14 protein-coding genes are annotated in these 13,193 nt (G+C 33.9%); all 14 read left to right on the top strand.

Annotated elements, in window-relative coordinates; all coding sequences use genetic code 11:
* The first annotated feature begins 91 nt into the window (after positions 1 to 91).
* The 14 genes from ACEWK1_RS19920 (at position 92) to ACEWK1_RS19855 (ending at position 12,899) form a co-directional block, all read left to right on the top strand.
* Complete coding sequence (locus ACEWK1_RS19920; protein WP_212134976.1) at positions 92 to 997, top strand: LysR family transcriptional regulator; 906 nt, start codon at positions 92 to 94, stop codon at positions 995 to 997.
* A gap of 150 nt (positions 998 to 1,147) precedes the next feature.
* Positions 1,148 to 2,260 carry a glycoside hydrolase family 88 protein gene (locus tag ACEWK1_RS19915; RefSeq protein WP_212134974.1) on the top strand — a complete coding sequence of 371 codons (1,113 nt, stop codon included), beginning with the start codon at positions 1,148 to 1,150 and terminating at the stop codon, positions 2,258 to 2,260.
* Positions 2,261 to 2,637: 377 nt separating this feature from the next.
* Positions 2,638 to 3,138: a small multi-drug export protein gene (locus ACEWK1_RS19910; RefSeq protein WP_121661816.1), complete on the top strand. Its 501-nt coding sequence runs from the start codon at positions 2,638 to 2,640 to the stop codon at positions 3,136 to 3,138.
* A gap of 30 nt (positions 3,139 to 3,168) precedes the next feature.
* Complete coding sequence (locus tag ACEWK1_RS19905; protein ID WP_121661815.1) at positions 3,169 to 3,909, top strand: hypothetical protein; 741 nt, start codon at positions 3,169 to 3,171, stop codon at positions 3,907 to 3,909.
* A gap of 14 nt (positions 3,910 to 3,923) precedes the next feature.
* Positions 3,924 to 4,304, top strand: coding sequence for a GntR family transcriptional regulator (locus tag ACEWK1_RS19900; protein ID WP_121661814.1), 381 nt, complete (start codon positions 3,924 to 3,926; stop codon positions 4,302 to 4,304).
* A gap of 15 nt (positions 4,305 to 4,319) precedes the next feature.
* Complete coding sequence (locus ACEWK1_RS19895; protein WP_212134973.1) at positions 4,320 to 5,192, top strand: ABC transporter ATP-binding protein; 873 nt, start codon at positions 4,320 to 4,322, stop codon at positions 5,190 to 5,192.
* A gap of 365 nt (positions 5,193 to 5,557) precedes the next feature.
* Positions 5,558 to 6,145, top strand: a complete 588-nt coding sequence (locus ACEWK1_RS19890) for a hypothetical protein (RefSeq protein WP_212134972.1) — start codon at positions 5,558 to 5,560, stop codon at positions 6,143 to 6,145.
* 153 nt (positions 6,146 to 6,298) lie between these two features.
* Positions 6,299 to 6,898, top strand: coding sequence for a hypothetical protein (locus ACEWK1_RS19885; RefSeq protein ID WP_212134971.1), 600 nt, complete (start codon positions 6,299 to 6,301; stop codon positions 6,896 to 6,898).
* Between the two features lie 280 nt (positions 6,899 to 7,178).
* Complete coding sequence (locus ACEWK1_RS19880) at positions 7,179 to 7,784, top strand: hypothetical protein (RefSeq protein ID WP_121661810.1); 606 nt, start codon at positions 7,179 to 7,181, stop codon at positions 7,782 to 7,784.
* A 359-nt stretch (positions 7,785 to 8,143) separates the two neighbouring features.
* Complete coding sequence (locus ACEWK1_RS19875) at positions 8,144 to 8,728, top strand: hypothetical protein (RefSeq protein ID WP_212134970.1); 585 nt, start codon at positions 8,144 to 8,146, stop codon at positions 8,726 to 8,728.
* 148 nt (positions 8,729 to 8,876) lie between these two features.
* Positions 8,877 to 9,455 (top strand): hypothetical protein, encoded by a 579-nt coding sequence (locus ACEWK1_RS19870; protein WP_212134969.1) that lies wholly within the window; start codon positions 8,877 to 8,879, stop codon positions 9,453 to 9,455.
* A 362-nt stretch (positions 9,456 to 9,817) separates the two neighbouring features.
* A complete protein-coding gene (locus ACEWK1_RS19865; RefSeq protein ID WP_212134968.1) occupies positions 9,818 to 10,417 on the top strand; it encodes a hypothetical protein in 600 nt (199 codons plus the stop codon).
* Between the two features lie 10 nt (positions 10,418 to 10,427).
* Positions 10,428 to 12,560 carry a DUF6792 domain-containing protein gene (locus tag ACEWK1_RS19860; protein WP_212134966.1) on the top strand — a complete coding sequence of 711 codons (2,133 nt, stop codon included), beginning with the start codon at positions 10,428 to 10,430 and terminating at the stop codon, positions 12,558 to 12,560.
* A 6-nt stretch (positions 12,561 to 12,566) separates the two neighbouring features.
* Positions 12,567 to 12,899: a hypothetical protein gene (locus tag ACEWK1_RS19855; protein WP_121661804.1), complete on the top strand. Its 333-nt coding sequence runs from the start codon at positions 12,567 to 12,569 to the stop codon at positions 12,897 to 12,899.
* Positions 12,900 to 13,193: the final 294 nt, after the last annotated feature.

Here is a 13,193-nt window from a genome sequence, read left to right as displayed (position 1 = left end):
ATATTTTATAATTAAAGAATTAATCGAATCAATATAAAGAAACGATAATATTAATGCGTTTTTTGCATGAATGAATAAAGGAGGATACAGAATGGATTTTAGACAAATCCGATATTTTATGGAGGTTGCTAATCGTGAGCATGTAACAGAAGCTGCAGATTCTTTACATGTTGCCCAATCTTCTGTAAGCAGACAAATTGTTAATTTAGAAAGTGAGCTTGGTGTTGATTTATTTATTAGGGAAGGGAGAAGAGTTCATTTAACGCCGATTGGCAAAATATTCTATGAGCGAATGAAGCATGCCATGAATGTCGTGGATGAAGCGAGACGAGAGGTTGAGGAATATTTAGATCCTGAGAAAGGAACGATCAGGATTACATTTCCGATTAGTTTAGCCGCGTACACATTACCAACAGTGATTTATGCATTTCGCATACGTTATCCAGAGGCTAAGTTTCAGCTTAAACAAGCCCTTTATCGTGATTTAATCGAAGGTGTAGTAAAAGGGGATTTTAATCTTGCGCTGATCGGGCCTTTACCTCAAGATGAAAAGAAAATTCAACGAAAAGCATTATTTACAGAAAATGTCGTGGCATTGTTGCCCATTAATCATCGTCTTGCAAACAAAAAGTCGATAAAACTACTAGAACTTGTGGACGAGCCTTTTGTGTTATTACCAAAAGGATTTGTTTTTCGCGATATGGTCGTTAATGCGTGTCAAAATCTTGGTTTTAAGCCGAATGTTGCTTTTGAAGGAGATGATATTGATGCGTTGAAGGGACTTGTTTCCGCAGGGTTAGGGGTTACTCTTATGCCAGAAGTCACATTGGTTGATAGCCTGCCGCGATCAACGGTCAAAATCCCGTTAGCTGAACCAAATGTGACTAGAACTGTTGGAGTCATTACACCTAAAGACCGAGTACTTTTACCAACAGAAAAGTTATTTTATGAGTTTCTGATTGAATTTTTTGCAAGGTTAGATGAGTTTAAGAATTGATGTGTGTTCATGGAGCATGATTGACAAAGAACGAGACCCCTTGTCCCACTAATAGAACAACAGATTAATATTATTAGCTATCATAAAACAACTTTCAGTCAAATTACGCGAGTATACTTTATGTATCATTTAAATGGAGGGATAGCTTGTATGTACAAATTAAATGAACAAGAGCTAGTAAAGAAGCTTGAAGTAAAAGTTGAGCGTATGGTTGAGCAAATTGGCGAGAAATCACCACATGTTGCGAGAGCGGATGGAGTTTATGATGATATGCCCCATGTTTGGTGGACATCAGGCTTTTGGCCGGGAATATTGTGGGTACTATATGATATGACTGACAACGAAAAGTTTAAGGATGCTGCGATGCATTGGGATGAGGAATTACAAACATGCTTTTCCGAATATCCTAATAAATTTGATCATGATGTAGGCTTTCAGTTTTTATTAACTGCAGTGATGAAACATAACATTCTTAAAAGCGAAAGTAGCTTTGAGATAGGGTTGGAAGCAGCCAACTATTTAGCGGGACGCTTTAATCCGGCCGGACAATTTATCCGCGCATGGAACGGCGATAAAATCGGCTGGGCAATTATTGATTGCATGATGAATCTTTCGTTATTATTCTGGGCAAGCCGTGTAACTGGAGATCCTCGATATAAACAGATTGCAACTCTTCATGCGGACACTATATTGAAGCATGGAATAAGAGAAGATGGATCGGTTTGTCATATTTTATCATTTGATCCTGTATCAGGTGATTTTATCGAATCGATTGGTGGTCAAGGTAACGCACCAGATTCAGCGTGGAGTAGGGGCAATGCATGGGCATTATATGGATTTGCTAATACATACCGCCATACAGGAGATGCTCGTTATTTACATGCAGCCAAACGGGTCGCGCATCACTTTATCGCAGGTTTACCAGAAGATTATGTTCCTTATTGGGATTTCCGCTTGAATTCACTAGAAAATGAACCTAGAGATAGTTCTGCAGCTGCAATTGCCGCTTCAGGTTTATTAGAAATTGCAGAAGTGGTACCTAGTAATGAAAAACGACTATATGCAGATGCTGCAACAAACATTTTAGCTTCTTTAACTGAGAATTATGCGACTTGGGATCAGCCAGAGCATCAGGGCATTCTAGTCGAAGGAACAGGTCATAAGCCGGCTAATGAGAATATTAATGTATCGCTTATTTATGGTGATTATTATTATATAGAAGCTATCGCTAAGGTAAATGGGTGGGAGAGACGTATTTTTTAAAGGTTGAAAGTTGTGTATAGTCGAGGGAAAGTCCGAACCTTTTAAAAGATTATGAAATTATGAAGCTTTCTAAATGGGAACTAGACATTTAGGAAGCTTTTTTTATTAATAGATGGTGTATAAAGTGTTTAACTGTGAAAATTTAACTTAAGGACGATATTAGCTTCTTCTAGATTTTTTTTGCGATGTTAAATGATTGTAAGAAGAGATGTTTGAAGAGAATCTGGTGTTTAGAGTTCATATAAATTGAGGGACAAGGGACCTGTCCCTCTGGTTCTTAAAGCAAACCCTCTGGTTTTCCTTGTGTTTTGTTTGTTGTGGTGTTAAAGTGTATATATAGATATACACACCATAACAGTATTGGGGGATTTTTTATTATGGAATTCATGGAGTTGCTTTGGGCATATTTAGTCGTTTTTGTATTGGCTGCAGTCCCATTTTTTGAAGGGTACGGAGTGATTGCGTTAGCGATTATCGCTGGATTACCAGCAGTGCCTTCCATATTAATCGCATTATTCGGTAACATCTTAACAGTTTTATTGCTCATCCTTTTTGTGAACAAAATTAAAGAGTGGAGAAGAAAAAGAAAAGGTGAAGGTGAGGAGAAAAATCCAAGTAAAAGGGCATTACGTGCTCAAAGTTTATGGAAAAAATACGGTTTACCTGGTTTAGCCTTCATTGGGCCATTATTTGTTGGAAGTCACCTAACTGCTTTTATGAGTCTTTCATTTGGTGGGACAAAGAAAAAAACGTCGATCTGGATGGTTGCTAGTATTGTCGTGTGGGGCATAGTGTTTGCGGTATTATCTCATTTTGGTGTAGATTTCTTAGGCTATGAGGACAAAGGCTTTTTTAAAGAGTTAATTGAGAAAAATTGATTTGTAATTTGATAGAAAGGAGAGATGAAATTGTTTAAAGATGCCCTTTGGCTAGCTCTTAAAGAATTTCAGTTTAATAAGCTTCAGCTAGGAGCTTCCATTTTAGCCACTATCCTATTCGCGGGTATATCATCTCTTAGTCTAGAACAATCGATTATGAATGTACTGGATATCGAAAGAATGAATGACAGATTTTTTCTTAGTGATTTTATGTTTATTGTGTTTACACCAGTATTAGCAACGATCTTTATGTCTGGGCCATATTTGAACTATAAGACAATCAAAGAAGATCCTTTTAGTAAGCGCATGGCTGTTTATCGTTCTCTTCCAATTCCAATTAAGGTTCTTGCTTTAAGTCGGACGATTTTGATGCTTATGACGTTATTTCTGCTGAGCATCGTATTTTATACGACGATTACGTTTTTACTGCCAGATCGTTTATTTGAGTATCTCACTATAAGTGAATACCTTGTATTTATCGTCATTTGGTTAGGCTATGCTCTGTCTTTAGGAGGAGCTCACACTTATTTGGAGTATGGTACTAATGGAAAGGTGCTGCATCTTTTTCCTTATATCTTAATCTTTCTACTAGTATTTGTCTTTTATCTTTTTTATTCATTTGTTGAAAAAGGAATTGTTGAATACACCATCCTCCTCTCAATCAATATTGGTTGGCCAATTGCCTTTCTCTTTCTTATCATTGGAATGGTAGGTTGCGTTTTATGGCATACTTTGTTAACAAAACGCTTATCTACTAAGGATTATTTATAGGATGGAGGAGTAGCATGAAGCTTCCTATTCGTGTATCAGAGGATAGTCGAGAGCCCATTTATCATCAAATCGAATACCAGCTAAAAACATTAATTGTTGGTGGCCAGCTACCACCTGGGACTCCTCTGCCATCTATTAGAGTATTGGCCGGTGACCTATCATGCAGTGTGATTACAACAAGAAGAGCCTACCAAAACCTTGAAACAAGTGGATATATTAAAACTGTCCAGGGTAAAGGGACGTTTGTTAGAGAAATAGAGGAACCACATAAAAAAGAAACAAAGGAAAAAGTTGTCTATGACGCACTACAGAAAGCAATCGAACAAGGAATGCAATTAGGGGCAACAAAGGAAGAGCTTCGGGTTATTTTTGAAGATGTGTTAAAAGATTTTTAGATGGGGGAATGAAAGATGAATACCTCAGTTTTAGAAGTAAAAGGATTAGAAAAGAAGTTTAAACATTTTAAGCTAGGTCCTCTTAATTTCAGCTTGGAAAAAGGAACAGCTGTGGCGTTATTAGGTGGAAATGGATCCGGTAAGAGCACATTTTTTAGATTGCTAATGAATATTTTGCAAAAAGAAGCAGGTACGATCACTGTTTTTGGAGAAAAAATGATCGAAAATGAAGCTGAACTAAAGAGAAGAATAGGGTACACAGGTGATTTATTTGATCCATTCTCCTCGCATAAAGTGAAAGATCTTGCCAAACTGGTTTCTCGTTGGTATCCAAATTGGGATCATGATCGTTATTCTCATTTCATCAACAGATATAACATTAACGAAAATGAGAAATATGGTAAATGTTCGAAAGGGACGAAAAAGAAAATAGAATTTGTATTTTCAATCTGTCATAACCCAGATATCCTTTTATTAGACGAACCTTCAGCAAACCTTGATATTGTGTCACAAAGAAAGCTAAAAGAAGATTTGATTCACTATATGGAGGACGGAGAGAAAAGCATTGTTTTGGCAACTCACAATATGGACGATGTAAGACAAATCTGTGATTATATTACAATAGTAGAAAAAGGAAACATTCTTCATTCTTTTGAAAAAGATGAAATTCATGACAAATGGGCGAGAGTGTGGGTTACTGAACTACCAAATGAGTTGAAAAATCATCCTCATATTGTGAGTGTGAACACGATTAATAGCACATCAACTGAAGTGGTAACGAACCATTTTCTTAGCCTAGAAAGTGATTTAACAAGAAACGACATTTCTGTTCATCACATGGACCGGTTAACCCTCGAAGAAATCGTTGAATATATTTTAGAAAAATAACAAGGGTCAAAAGAGTAACTATGATAGTTGCTCTTTTTTTGTAGATTTAGGGGTATTCATTTAGGTGATGAGTAGACAGGATAAAACTCTGTACGACAAAAGAGGTGTATTCCTTTGGCTATATAAATAAATGTAGATGTAGACATTCATGCTCGCACTAGTTAAAAAGAATTACATACGGTACTTGGCACCAATATTACGAATAGTATATTATTCCCTATTTTTCAGGAAATCCATTTCTATATTGTATCCTTCTGGAAAAATATGATAATAATGGAGTGTTCAAGGGAAAGGGGAACCCTCAAATGCGATCACTAGTAATATATGTCCTAGTATGTACCCTGGTATTTACAGGAGGATGTAGTATGAAAAAAGAAGCAGATTCTAAGGAATTACCAAATACAGCAGCATTTCAGGATGAATTTACTCGTAGTTTGTTAGATTCTCCGGAGGAAGTTGAAGATGGACACTATTTATTCGAGTCAAAAACAGGTGGATATTCTATGCTTTGGCCTAAAAATGCGGTAACAGACGGACCACCATTCTATCAAAGAACAAAAGATAGCTTTGAAAAAATTATTTTTTATGAAACAAATGAAAAAGGAAATTATAGATATTCATTTAGTAGTACATATTCAACATATGGCGAAAGTGTAATTGAATCCAGCCTAGGTATTTTGAGTGATTCAGTTCGTTACAATGGAGAATATGAAAAAATAGGAACAGAAAATACTCGTATTTACTTTGCGAGATCCCAAGCAAAATTAACAAATTCTACATCTTACAGATTCTTTTCTTACATTGCTTCGAAAGGAAGTCAGAGAGGGGTAGAATTTGTTTATTCAGCGCAATGCTTGGATGAGTCTCAGTCTAATTGTGATATAGATATTGAAAAAGAAGAAGACAAAGCTTTACATTATATGAAATCAGTAAAATTTAATACGGATAAATAGAAGTACCAAAATGAGAATGCCATTTCTTATTGTAAGCATCTTTAACCATGATGAAAAATGGAGTGTTCGAAGAAAGCGAAAGGGGTCACACTAATGCGATCATGGCTAATTTATGCCCTTATTTTTAATCTGGTATTTACAGGAGGATGTAGCATGAAAAAAGAAGCAGATTCTAAGGAATTACCAAATACAGCAGCATTTCAGGATGAATTTACTCGTAGTTTGTTAGATTCACCGAAGGAAGTCAAAGAAGGATACTACTTATTTAAGTCAAAAACAGGTGGATATTCTATGCTTTGGCCCAAAAATGCAACAACGGATGGACCTCCATTTTATCAAAGGAACAAAAATGGTTTTGAAAAAATCTTATTTTCTGAAATAGATGAAGAAGAAAATTATAATTATGCCTTCAGTACAACATATACAACCTACGGTGAAAGTCTAATTGAGACTAGTTTAAATATGCTAAGTGCTTCAGTTGGATACAATGGACAATATGAAATAATACAAACAGACAAAACTATCATTTACTATGCAAAACTTGAAGATAAAATTGGAACAGAAAATGAAATGGTAACTTCATACAATTACTTTAGTTATATCGTCTCAAAAGATAGTAAAAAAGGAATCGAATATATATTTACAGCAAATTGTTTTGCTGAACTAAATAGCGTATGTAACATAGATCCAAAAGTGGAGGAAGAGAAAGCACTAATTCAAATGAAGAATGTAACATTCAGAACAGATGGATAGGGGAGTAAAGAAGAGCAATGAAGAAATCTCAATACTAATATTACTAGCGACGAAACAATCATTCATCATCTCACTACCGAAGAGGTTTTTTCTGGATTGCATAAGTTACTCGATAAAATTCCTTATAAAGATTAAAAAGTCCCAATTCTTTATTATGTCCATCTGTAAAAATATGATAATAATGGAATGTTCAAGGAAATCGAAAGGGGTCACACTACTAATGCGAACATGGCCAATTTATGTCCTTATTTTTACTCTGGTATTTACAGGAGGATGTAGTATGAAAAAAGAAGCAGATTCTAAGGAATTACCAATTACAGCTGCGTTTCAGGATGAGTTTACTCGTAGTTTGTTAGATTCTCCGGAGGAAGTCAAAGAAGGACACTACTTATTTAAGTCAAAAACAGGTGGATATTCTATGCTTTGGCCTAAAAATGCAGTAACAGACGGACCTCCTTTTTATCAAAGAAATAAAGATGGTTATGAAAAAATTTTATTTGATGAACTAAATGAAATAGAAAATTATCATTATTCTTTTAGTACGACATATACAACTTATGGTGATAGTGTAATTGATTCTAGCTTAAGTCTTTTAAGCTCTTCAATAGGATACAATGGCGAGTTTCAAAAAATTGAAACAAGTAAAACTCGAATTTATTATGCTAAATCCCAGAAAAAACTCGAAGCTGAAGGAAGGAGTACAACTTCCTATCGTTTTTTCAGTTATATTGTCTCTAAAGAAAGTCAAAAGGGATTAGAATATGTTTATATCGCTAAATGCTTAGATGAGTCGAACGGAAATTGTAACATAAATGTTAGCGAACAAGAAGAAAAGGCATTAAATTATATGAAAAATGTTACTTTTGATGTTGAGGAAAGTAGGTGAAAAAATGAATAATGAAGAATTGTTTAACACTAATATTCTTAGACCTAGAATTATGAATTTAGAATATGAAAATCTAAACGAAATCGAACTAGAAAGTGAAATAAAGCGTATTATTTTGAAGAAACTGAGTAGAGCTAGCAACAAATGTTTCCATTTATCGTCCTAAAAAACATAGGAAAATTAATATAGATAGTGGCTTTGATGGAACGATTATGCTCTTTAAAAGTGAAGATCTAATGATTCTTGGAAAATATAATCATAATGGAGTGTTTCAAGGAAATCGAAAAGGAGTCACACTAATGCGATCATGGCTAATTTATGCCCTTATTTTTACTCTGGTATTTACCGGAGGATGTAGTATGAAAAAAGAAGCAGATACTAAGGAGTTACCAAATACAGCAGCATTTCAGGATGAGTTTACTCGTAGTTTGTTAGATTCACCGGAGGAAGTCAAAGAAGGATACTACTTATTTAAGTCAAAAACAGGTGGATATTCTATGCTTTGGCCTAAAAATGCTGTAACAGATGGTCCACCATTCTATCAAAGAACAAAAGATAGTTTTGAAAAAATTATTTTTTATGATAGAAATGAAAAAGGAAATTATAGATACTCTTTTAGCACAACTTATTCAACATATGGTGAGAGTGCAATTGATTCCAGTCTTAACCTTTTAAGTAGTGGAGTAAGTTACTTTGGCGAATACAAAAAAATAGAAACAGACAAAACTCATATTTACTTTGCAAAATCTGAAAAATCTTATGAAGGTGCAACAGGTTACTTCTTCTTTAGTTACATTACTTCAAAAGAAAGTCAGAAAGGATTAGAGTATATATACTCAGCTGAATGTATTGATTACTCCAAGTCTAATTGTAATATTGAAATAAAAAAGGAAGAAGAGAAGGCTTTACATTATATGAAATCTGTAAAATTCAATAAAGAGTGAATAGAAGTGCCAGGTATTTTTTATTGATATTATCTGGAAATACATGATAATAATGGAGTGTTCAAGGAAATCGAAAGGAGTCACACTAATGCGATCATGGCTAATTTGTGCACTTATTTTTACTATGGTACTTACAGGAGGATGTAGTATGGAGAAGGAATTGCCCAAAACAGCGGCTTTTCAAGATGAGTTTACAAGTAGCTTGTTAGATTCCACTGAAGAAGTCGAAGAAGGGCACTATTTATTAGAATCAGCAACAGGTGGATATTCTATGCTTTGGCCTAAAAATGCGGTAACTGATGGACCACCATTTTATCAGAGAACAAAAGATAGTTTTGAAAAAATTATTTTTTATGAAACAAATGAAAAAGAAAACTATAGATACTCTTTTAGCACAACTTATTCAACATACGGTGAAAGTGCAATTGAATCTAGTCTTAACTTATTAAGCAGTTCAGTAGGTTACTATGACGAGTACGAGAAGATAGAAACAGACAAAAATCGTATTTACTATGCAAAATATGAAGAACCTTTGGAAAATTCAACAGCCTATTTTTATTTTGGATATATTTTATCGAAAGAAAGTCAGAAAGGCTTAGAATATATATATACAGCGCAATGCATAGATAAGGCTAAGCCTAGTTGTGATGTAGATGTTGAAAAGGAAGAAGAGAAGGCTTTACATTATATGAAATCAGTAAAATTCAATAAAGATGAATTGAGGTAGAGTAATGAAATACTGCTAATTCTTTATTTCTGGAGCAAAGATTATGAAAATCGATTTCAAAATGATAACGGAAACACAAAATGTAACCGTTTTATTTGTATTTATGAAGAATAATGTACATAGATAATAATACGCTCCCCTTATTCCTAACTAGTAAAAATGATCCACCTATAATACATCATACCTATACCTCAAATAGTAAATATCTCCCCAATTTTAAAAAATTCCAATTCTTTATTGTATCCATATGGAAAAATATGATAATAATGGAGTGTTCAAGGAAATCGAAAGGGGTCACACTAATGCGATCATGGCTAATTTATACCCTTATTTTTACTCTGGTATTTACAGGAGGATGCAGTATGAAAAAAGAAGCGGATTCTAAGGAATTACCAAATACAGCGGCTTTTCAGGATGAGTTTACTCGTAGTTTGTTAGATTCACCGGAGGAAGTCAAAGAAGGATACTACTTATTTAAGTCAAAAACAGGTGGATATTCTATGCTTTGGCCTAAAAATGCAACAACGGATGGGCCTCCATTTTATCAAAGAAATAAAAGTGGTTTTGAAAAAATATTATTTTCCGAAATAGATGAAGAAAAAAATTATAGTTATGCCTTCAGTACAACATATACAACCTACGGTGACAGTCTAATTGAGACTAGTTTAAATATGCTAAGTTCTTCAGTTGGATACAATGGAGAGTATGAAAAAATAGAAACAAACAAAACTATAATTTACTATGCAAAACTTGAAGATAAAATTGGAACAGTAAATGAAAGTGTAACATCATACAATTACTTTAGTTATATTGTCTCAAAAGATAGTAAAAAAGGAATTGAATATATATTTACAGCAAATTGTTTTGATGAAATAAATAGAGTGTGTAAGATAGATCCAAAAGTGGAGGAAGAGAAAGCTCTAATTCAAATGAAGAATGTAACATTCAGAGCAGATGGATAGGGGAGTAAAGATGAGCAATGAAGAAATCTTCAATACTAACATTATTAGAGCAAGAATTATGGACTTAGAATATGAAAATTTAACAGAAATTGAAGTAATAAGTGAAATTAAACGTATTTATTATGAAGAAACTGGTAGAGAATTAACAGCTGATATTGATATATATCGTTCTGATGATTTTCTAAAAGATTTTAGAAAGGTTAATTCAGATAGTGGGTTTGATGGAACCATAATACATATTCAGAATGTTAAAGAAGGTATTAATCAAGCAATAACAATAACTAGAGGAAGTGAGCTAGGTGAAAAAAACACTTGGAGACCAATTGATTGGACTTATAATTTAATTGGAATTTTTGTAGGTGGTACAGACAATCAATACACAGATGCTAGGACATTCGATGATGCTGTAAATCTTATTATTCAAAATAATAATAACAAACTACCTAAACTTGAAAAATATGGATATGGTCACTCGTTAGGTGGAAATAACATAACACTGTTACAATTATTGTCAAGTGGAAGTGATAAATTAACCTTTAAACAAGTATATGCAATAAATGATGCAGCACCTACTTCATACCAACTATATTTATTAGATGCAAAATTTAGAAGAGAATTAAATCTTAAATATAGATTGACAACTGAACAAGACATCTACACCATCCCACCCGACGAACTAAAAGCCTTCACCGAAGAATACTACAAAAATAAAATCGACGAAACAACCATTCATCATCTTACAGCTGAAGAGGATATGCTTTACGGAGCGAGTAGTGTTAGGGGATTTCTTGAAATAGGAGGCCGTGATGGCTTTCTTGATACAGATCCTATATTTTCTGGCATTCGTGAGTTAGTCGATAAAATTCCTGATAAAGATTTGCGAACGATTCAAATGTTTCTTTCAAACTATTCAACGACATATAATAATGAAGGGTTTGATGGGTTTATAAAAGAGCTTACTGGCTTTAATCCTGCTGTTGTTGATTCTGTTCTTAATGCTCAAAGTGATTTTTCTGAAACGGTTGAGAAGGTTCAGAAGTCAATGAATGATTTAGGGAAGCCATTTACTGATATTACCGAGGCAGATAATTTTTGGTCAGTTGTAAAGGAATCGATCACACTTCCCTTTGATGTAGTTGGTACGAATATTAATTTTCAAAATGAGCTGCTTCATGGGCTTTTTCAAACAATTGGTAACATAACAGAGCTTATTGTGAAAGCTGTTCCGATGATCATTGAAATGACTAAGAAATTGCCTGAGGTAATTAGAAGTGTGAAAGTTTTATATGAAAATCTTGACCCAATTCTCCAGGCTTTTGTTGATGTTGGTTTTATTAGTCAGATAGAAAAGGATGAAATCGTCTCATATATAAAAGAAATTGAAACTAGTTTAGTCGCCATTCAAACGACAATTGATGAATCATTAGATCCTTCGCTTCTTTTAGCGTTGAACTCCAAAGATCCAAAAAGTCAAATAGAAGAGATCATAGAGATTGTTACTGCTTTTCAAAAAATCCAATCAGAAATAAGTGATATTCAAGAAGCATTTGAAGGATTAAAAAATGTCGATACAAGTTTTATGGAACATTTCAGTGTGAGTGCTCATGCACATGGACTTGATGCTGTTATTAATGCACTAGCTGTGAATAAAAATATTAGCTACAAAAATAATGATATGTACATGTCGCCAAGCGGCAGCGGTGAGATAAAAGTCAATATTTCCTCATCTGTTCGTATTTATCAAAAAGGCCTCTCCATCACTGAGGAAAAAGAAAGCAATGTAAAAAAATTAAAAGCATTATTTGATATTGAGTATTTGGAGGATTATCAAAATCGACAACGAGAGATTGTGACAAAGATCCATACGATGGAATCGAATCCAAGTCAGTATTCCTACCTATTATATAGGACCTTATGGAACCCTGCTGGCGGCTATTATACTCTAACAACAATTAATGTAAATGAACAGCTTTTTCCTTTCCCATCAAAAATAAATGAATCGTTCTCACATATGATTGAAACAATCGAAGGAGAAATCGAAAAAGAAAAGGTACTTGTGAAGAAAATAAGAGATTCCATCGAAGAATTGTTTTCAGAAGAAGAAAAAATAGCAAAAATGTTTGATTATCAATATGGAGGTTAACGCAATATGGGTTCTTTTACAATAAGCCATCATTTTGCAGATTCAAAGGAACTAAGTTATAAAGCCACTATTCTCAAAAATACAATTAGTGAAATACGAGGTTTAAGCACAGATTTTACCACATTCATGAAAAACGAAATGGAAACACAAAATGGAGACCTAGTAGATGCCATCAATAAAGAAATGATGGATCAACACAAAAATCATACTCTTATTCTAGAATACTTAGAAGACACAATCACAAGCATGACCAACAACTATACTGACATTGTAAATGATATGAGAACACAGGATGTTACACTTTACTATACATACCATGCTTATAAAACAGAAGCATGATGACACGAAGGACTTACATTATTGTAGGGCCTTTTTATTTTGGGAAGGGGTATTATACCTGCACCTTTTTTATGAATAGAATCTGTCTGGTCATGACGGTTCCGTTTATATCTGACGAATGACTAAACTAGTCAAATGGTATTGTTTATCGTTATACGTTTTTTAGTAGTTAGGTGAAAAAAGCATACACATTCATTACTTTTGTATGCTTTTGCATAAGTAGACAGTATAAATCCATTCGCATCATCCATAAATAGGGAAAAACCGATGCTTAATCCGTCAAAATCCCAAAAA

Source organism: Metabacillus sp. YM-086, assembly GCF_048059995.1.
Lineage (GTDB): Bacteria > Bacillota > Bacilli > Bacillales > Bacillaceae > Metabacillus > Metabacillus litoralis_B.
The sequence above is the reverse complement of the archived record's forward strand: the minus strand, read 5'-3'. Positions and strand labels throughout refer to the sequence as shown.

Coding starts and splice junctions, on each gene's coding strand:
- ACEWK1_RS19920 (WP_212134976.1), top strand. CDS start 92: ATGGATTTTAGACAAATCCGATATTTTATGGAGGTTGCTAATCGTGAG.
- ACEWK1_RS19855 (WP_121661804.1), top strand. CDS start 12,567: ATGGGTTCTTTTACAATAAGCCATCATTTTGCAGATTCAAAGGAACTA.
- ACEWK1_RS19910 (WP_121661816.1), top strand. CDS start 2,638: ATGGAATTCATGGAGTTGCTTTGGGCATATTTAGTCGTTTTTGTATTG.
- ACEWK1_RS19860 (WP_212134966.1), top strand. CDS start 10,428: ATGAGCAATGAAGAAATCTTCAATACTAACATTATTAGAGCAAGAATT.
- ACEWK1_RS19900 (WP_121661814.1), top strand. CDS start 3,924: ATGAAGCTTCCTATTCGTGTATCAGAGGATAGTCGAGAGCCCATTTAT.
- ACEWK1_RS19885 (WP_212134971.1), top strand. CDS start 6,299: ATGAAAAAAGAAGCAGATTCTAAGGAATTACCAAATACAGCAGCATTT.
- ACEWK1_RS19870 (WP_212134969.1), top strand. CDS start 8,877: ATGGAGAAGGAATTGCCCAAAACAGCGGCTTTTCAAGATGAGTTTACA.
- ACEWK1_RS19865 (WP_212134968.1), top strand. CDS start 9,818: ATGAAAAAAGAAGCGGATTCTAAGGAATTACCAAATACAGCGGCTTTT.
- ACEWK1_RS19915 (WP_212134974.1), top strand. CDS start 1,148: ATGTACAAATTAAATGAACAAGAGCTAGTAAAGAAGCTTGAAGTAAAA.
- ACEWK1_RS19880 (WP_121661810.1), top strand. CDS start 7,179: ATGAAAAAAGAAGCAGATTCTAAGGAATTACCAATTACAGCTGCGTTT.
- ACEWK1_RS19890 (WP_212134972.1), top strand. CDS start 5,558: ATGAAAAAAGAAGCAGATTCTAAGGAATTACCAAATACAGCAGCATTT.
- ACEWK1_RS19875 (WP_212134970.1), top strand. CDS start 8,144: ATGAAAAAAGAAGCAGATACTAAGGAGTTACCAAATACAGCAGCATTT.
- ACEWK1_RS19895 (WP_212134973.1), top strand. CDS start 4,320: ATGAATACCTCAGTTTTAGAAGTAAAAGGATTAGAAAAGAAGTTTAAA.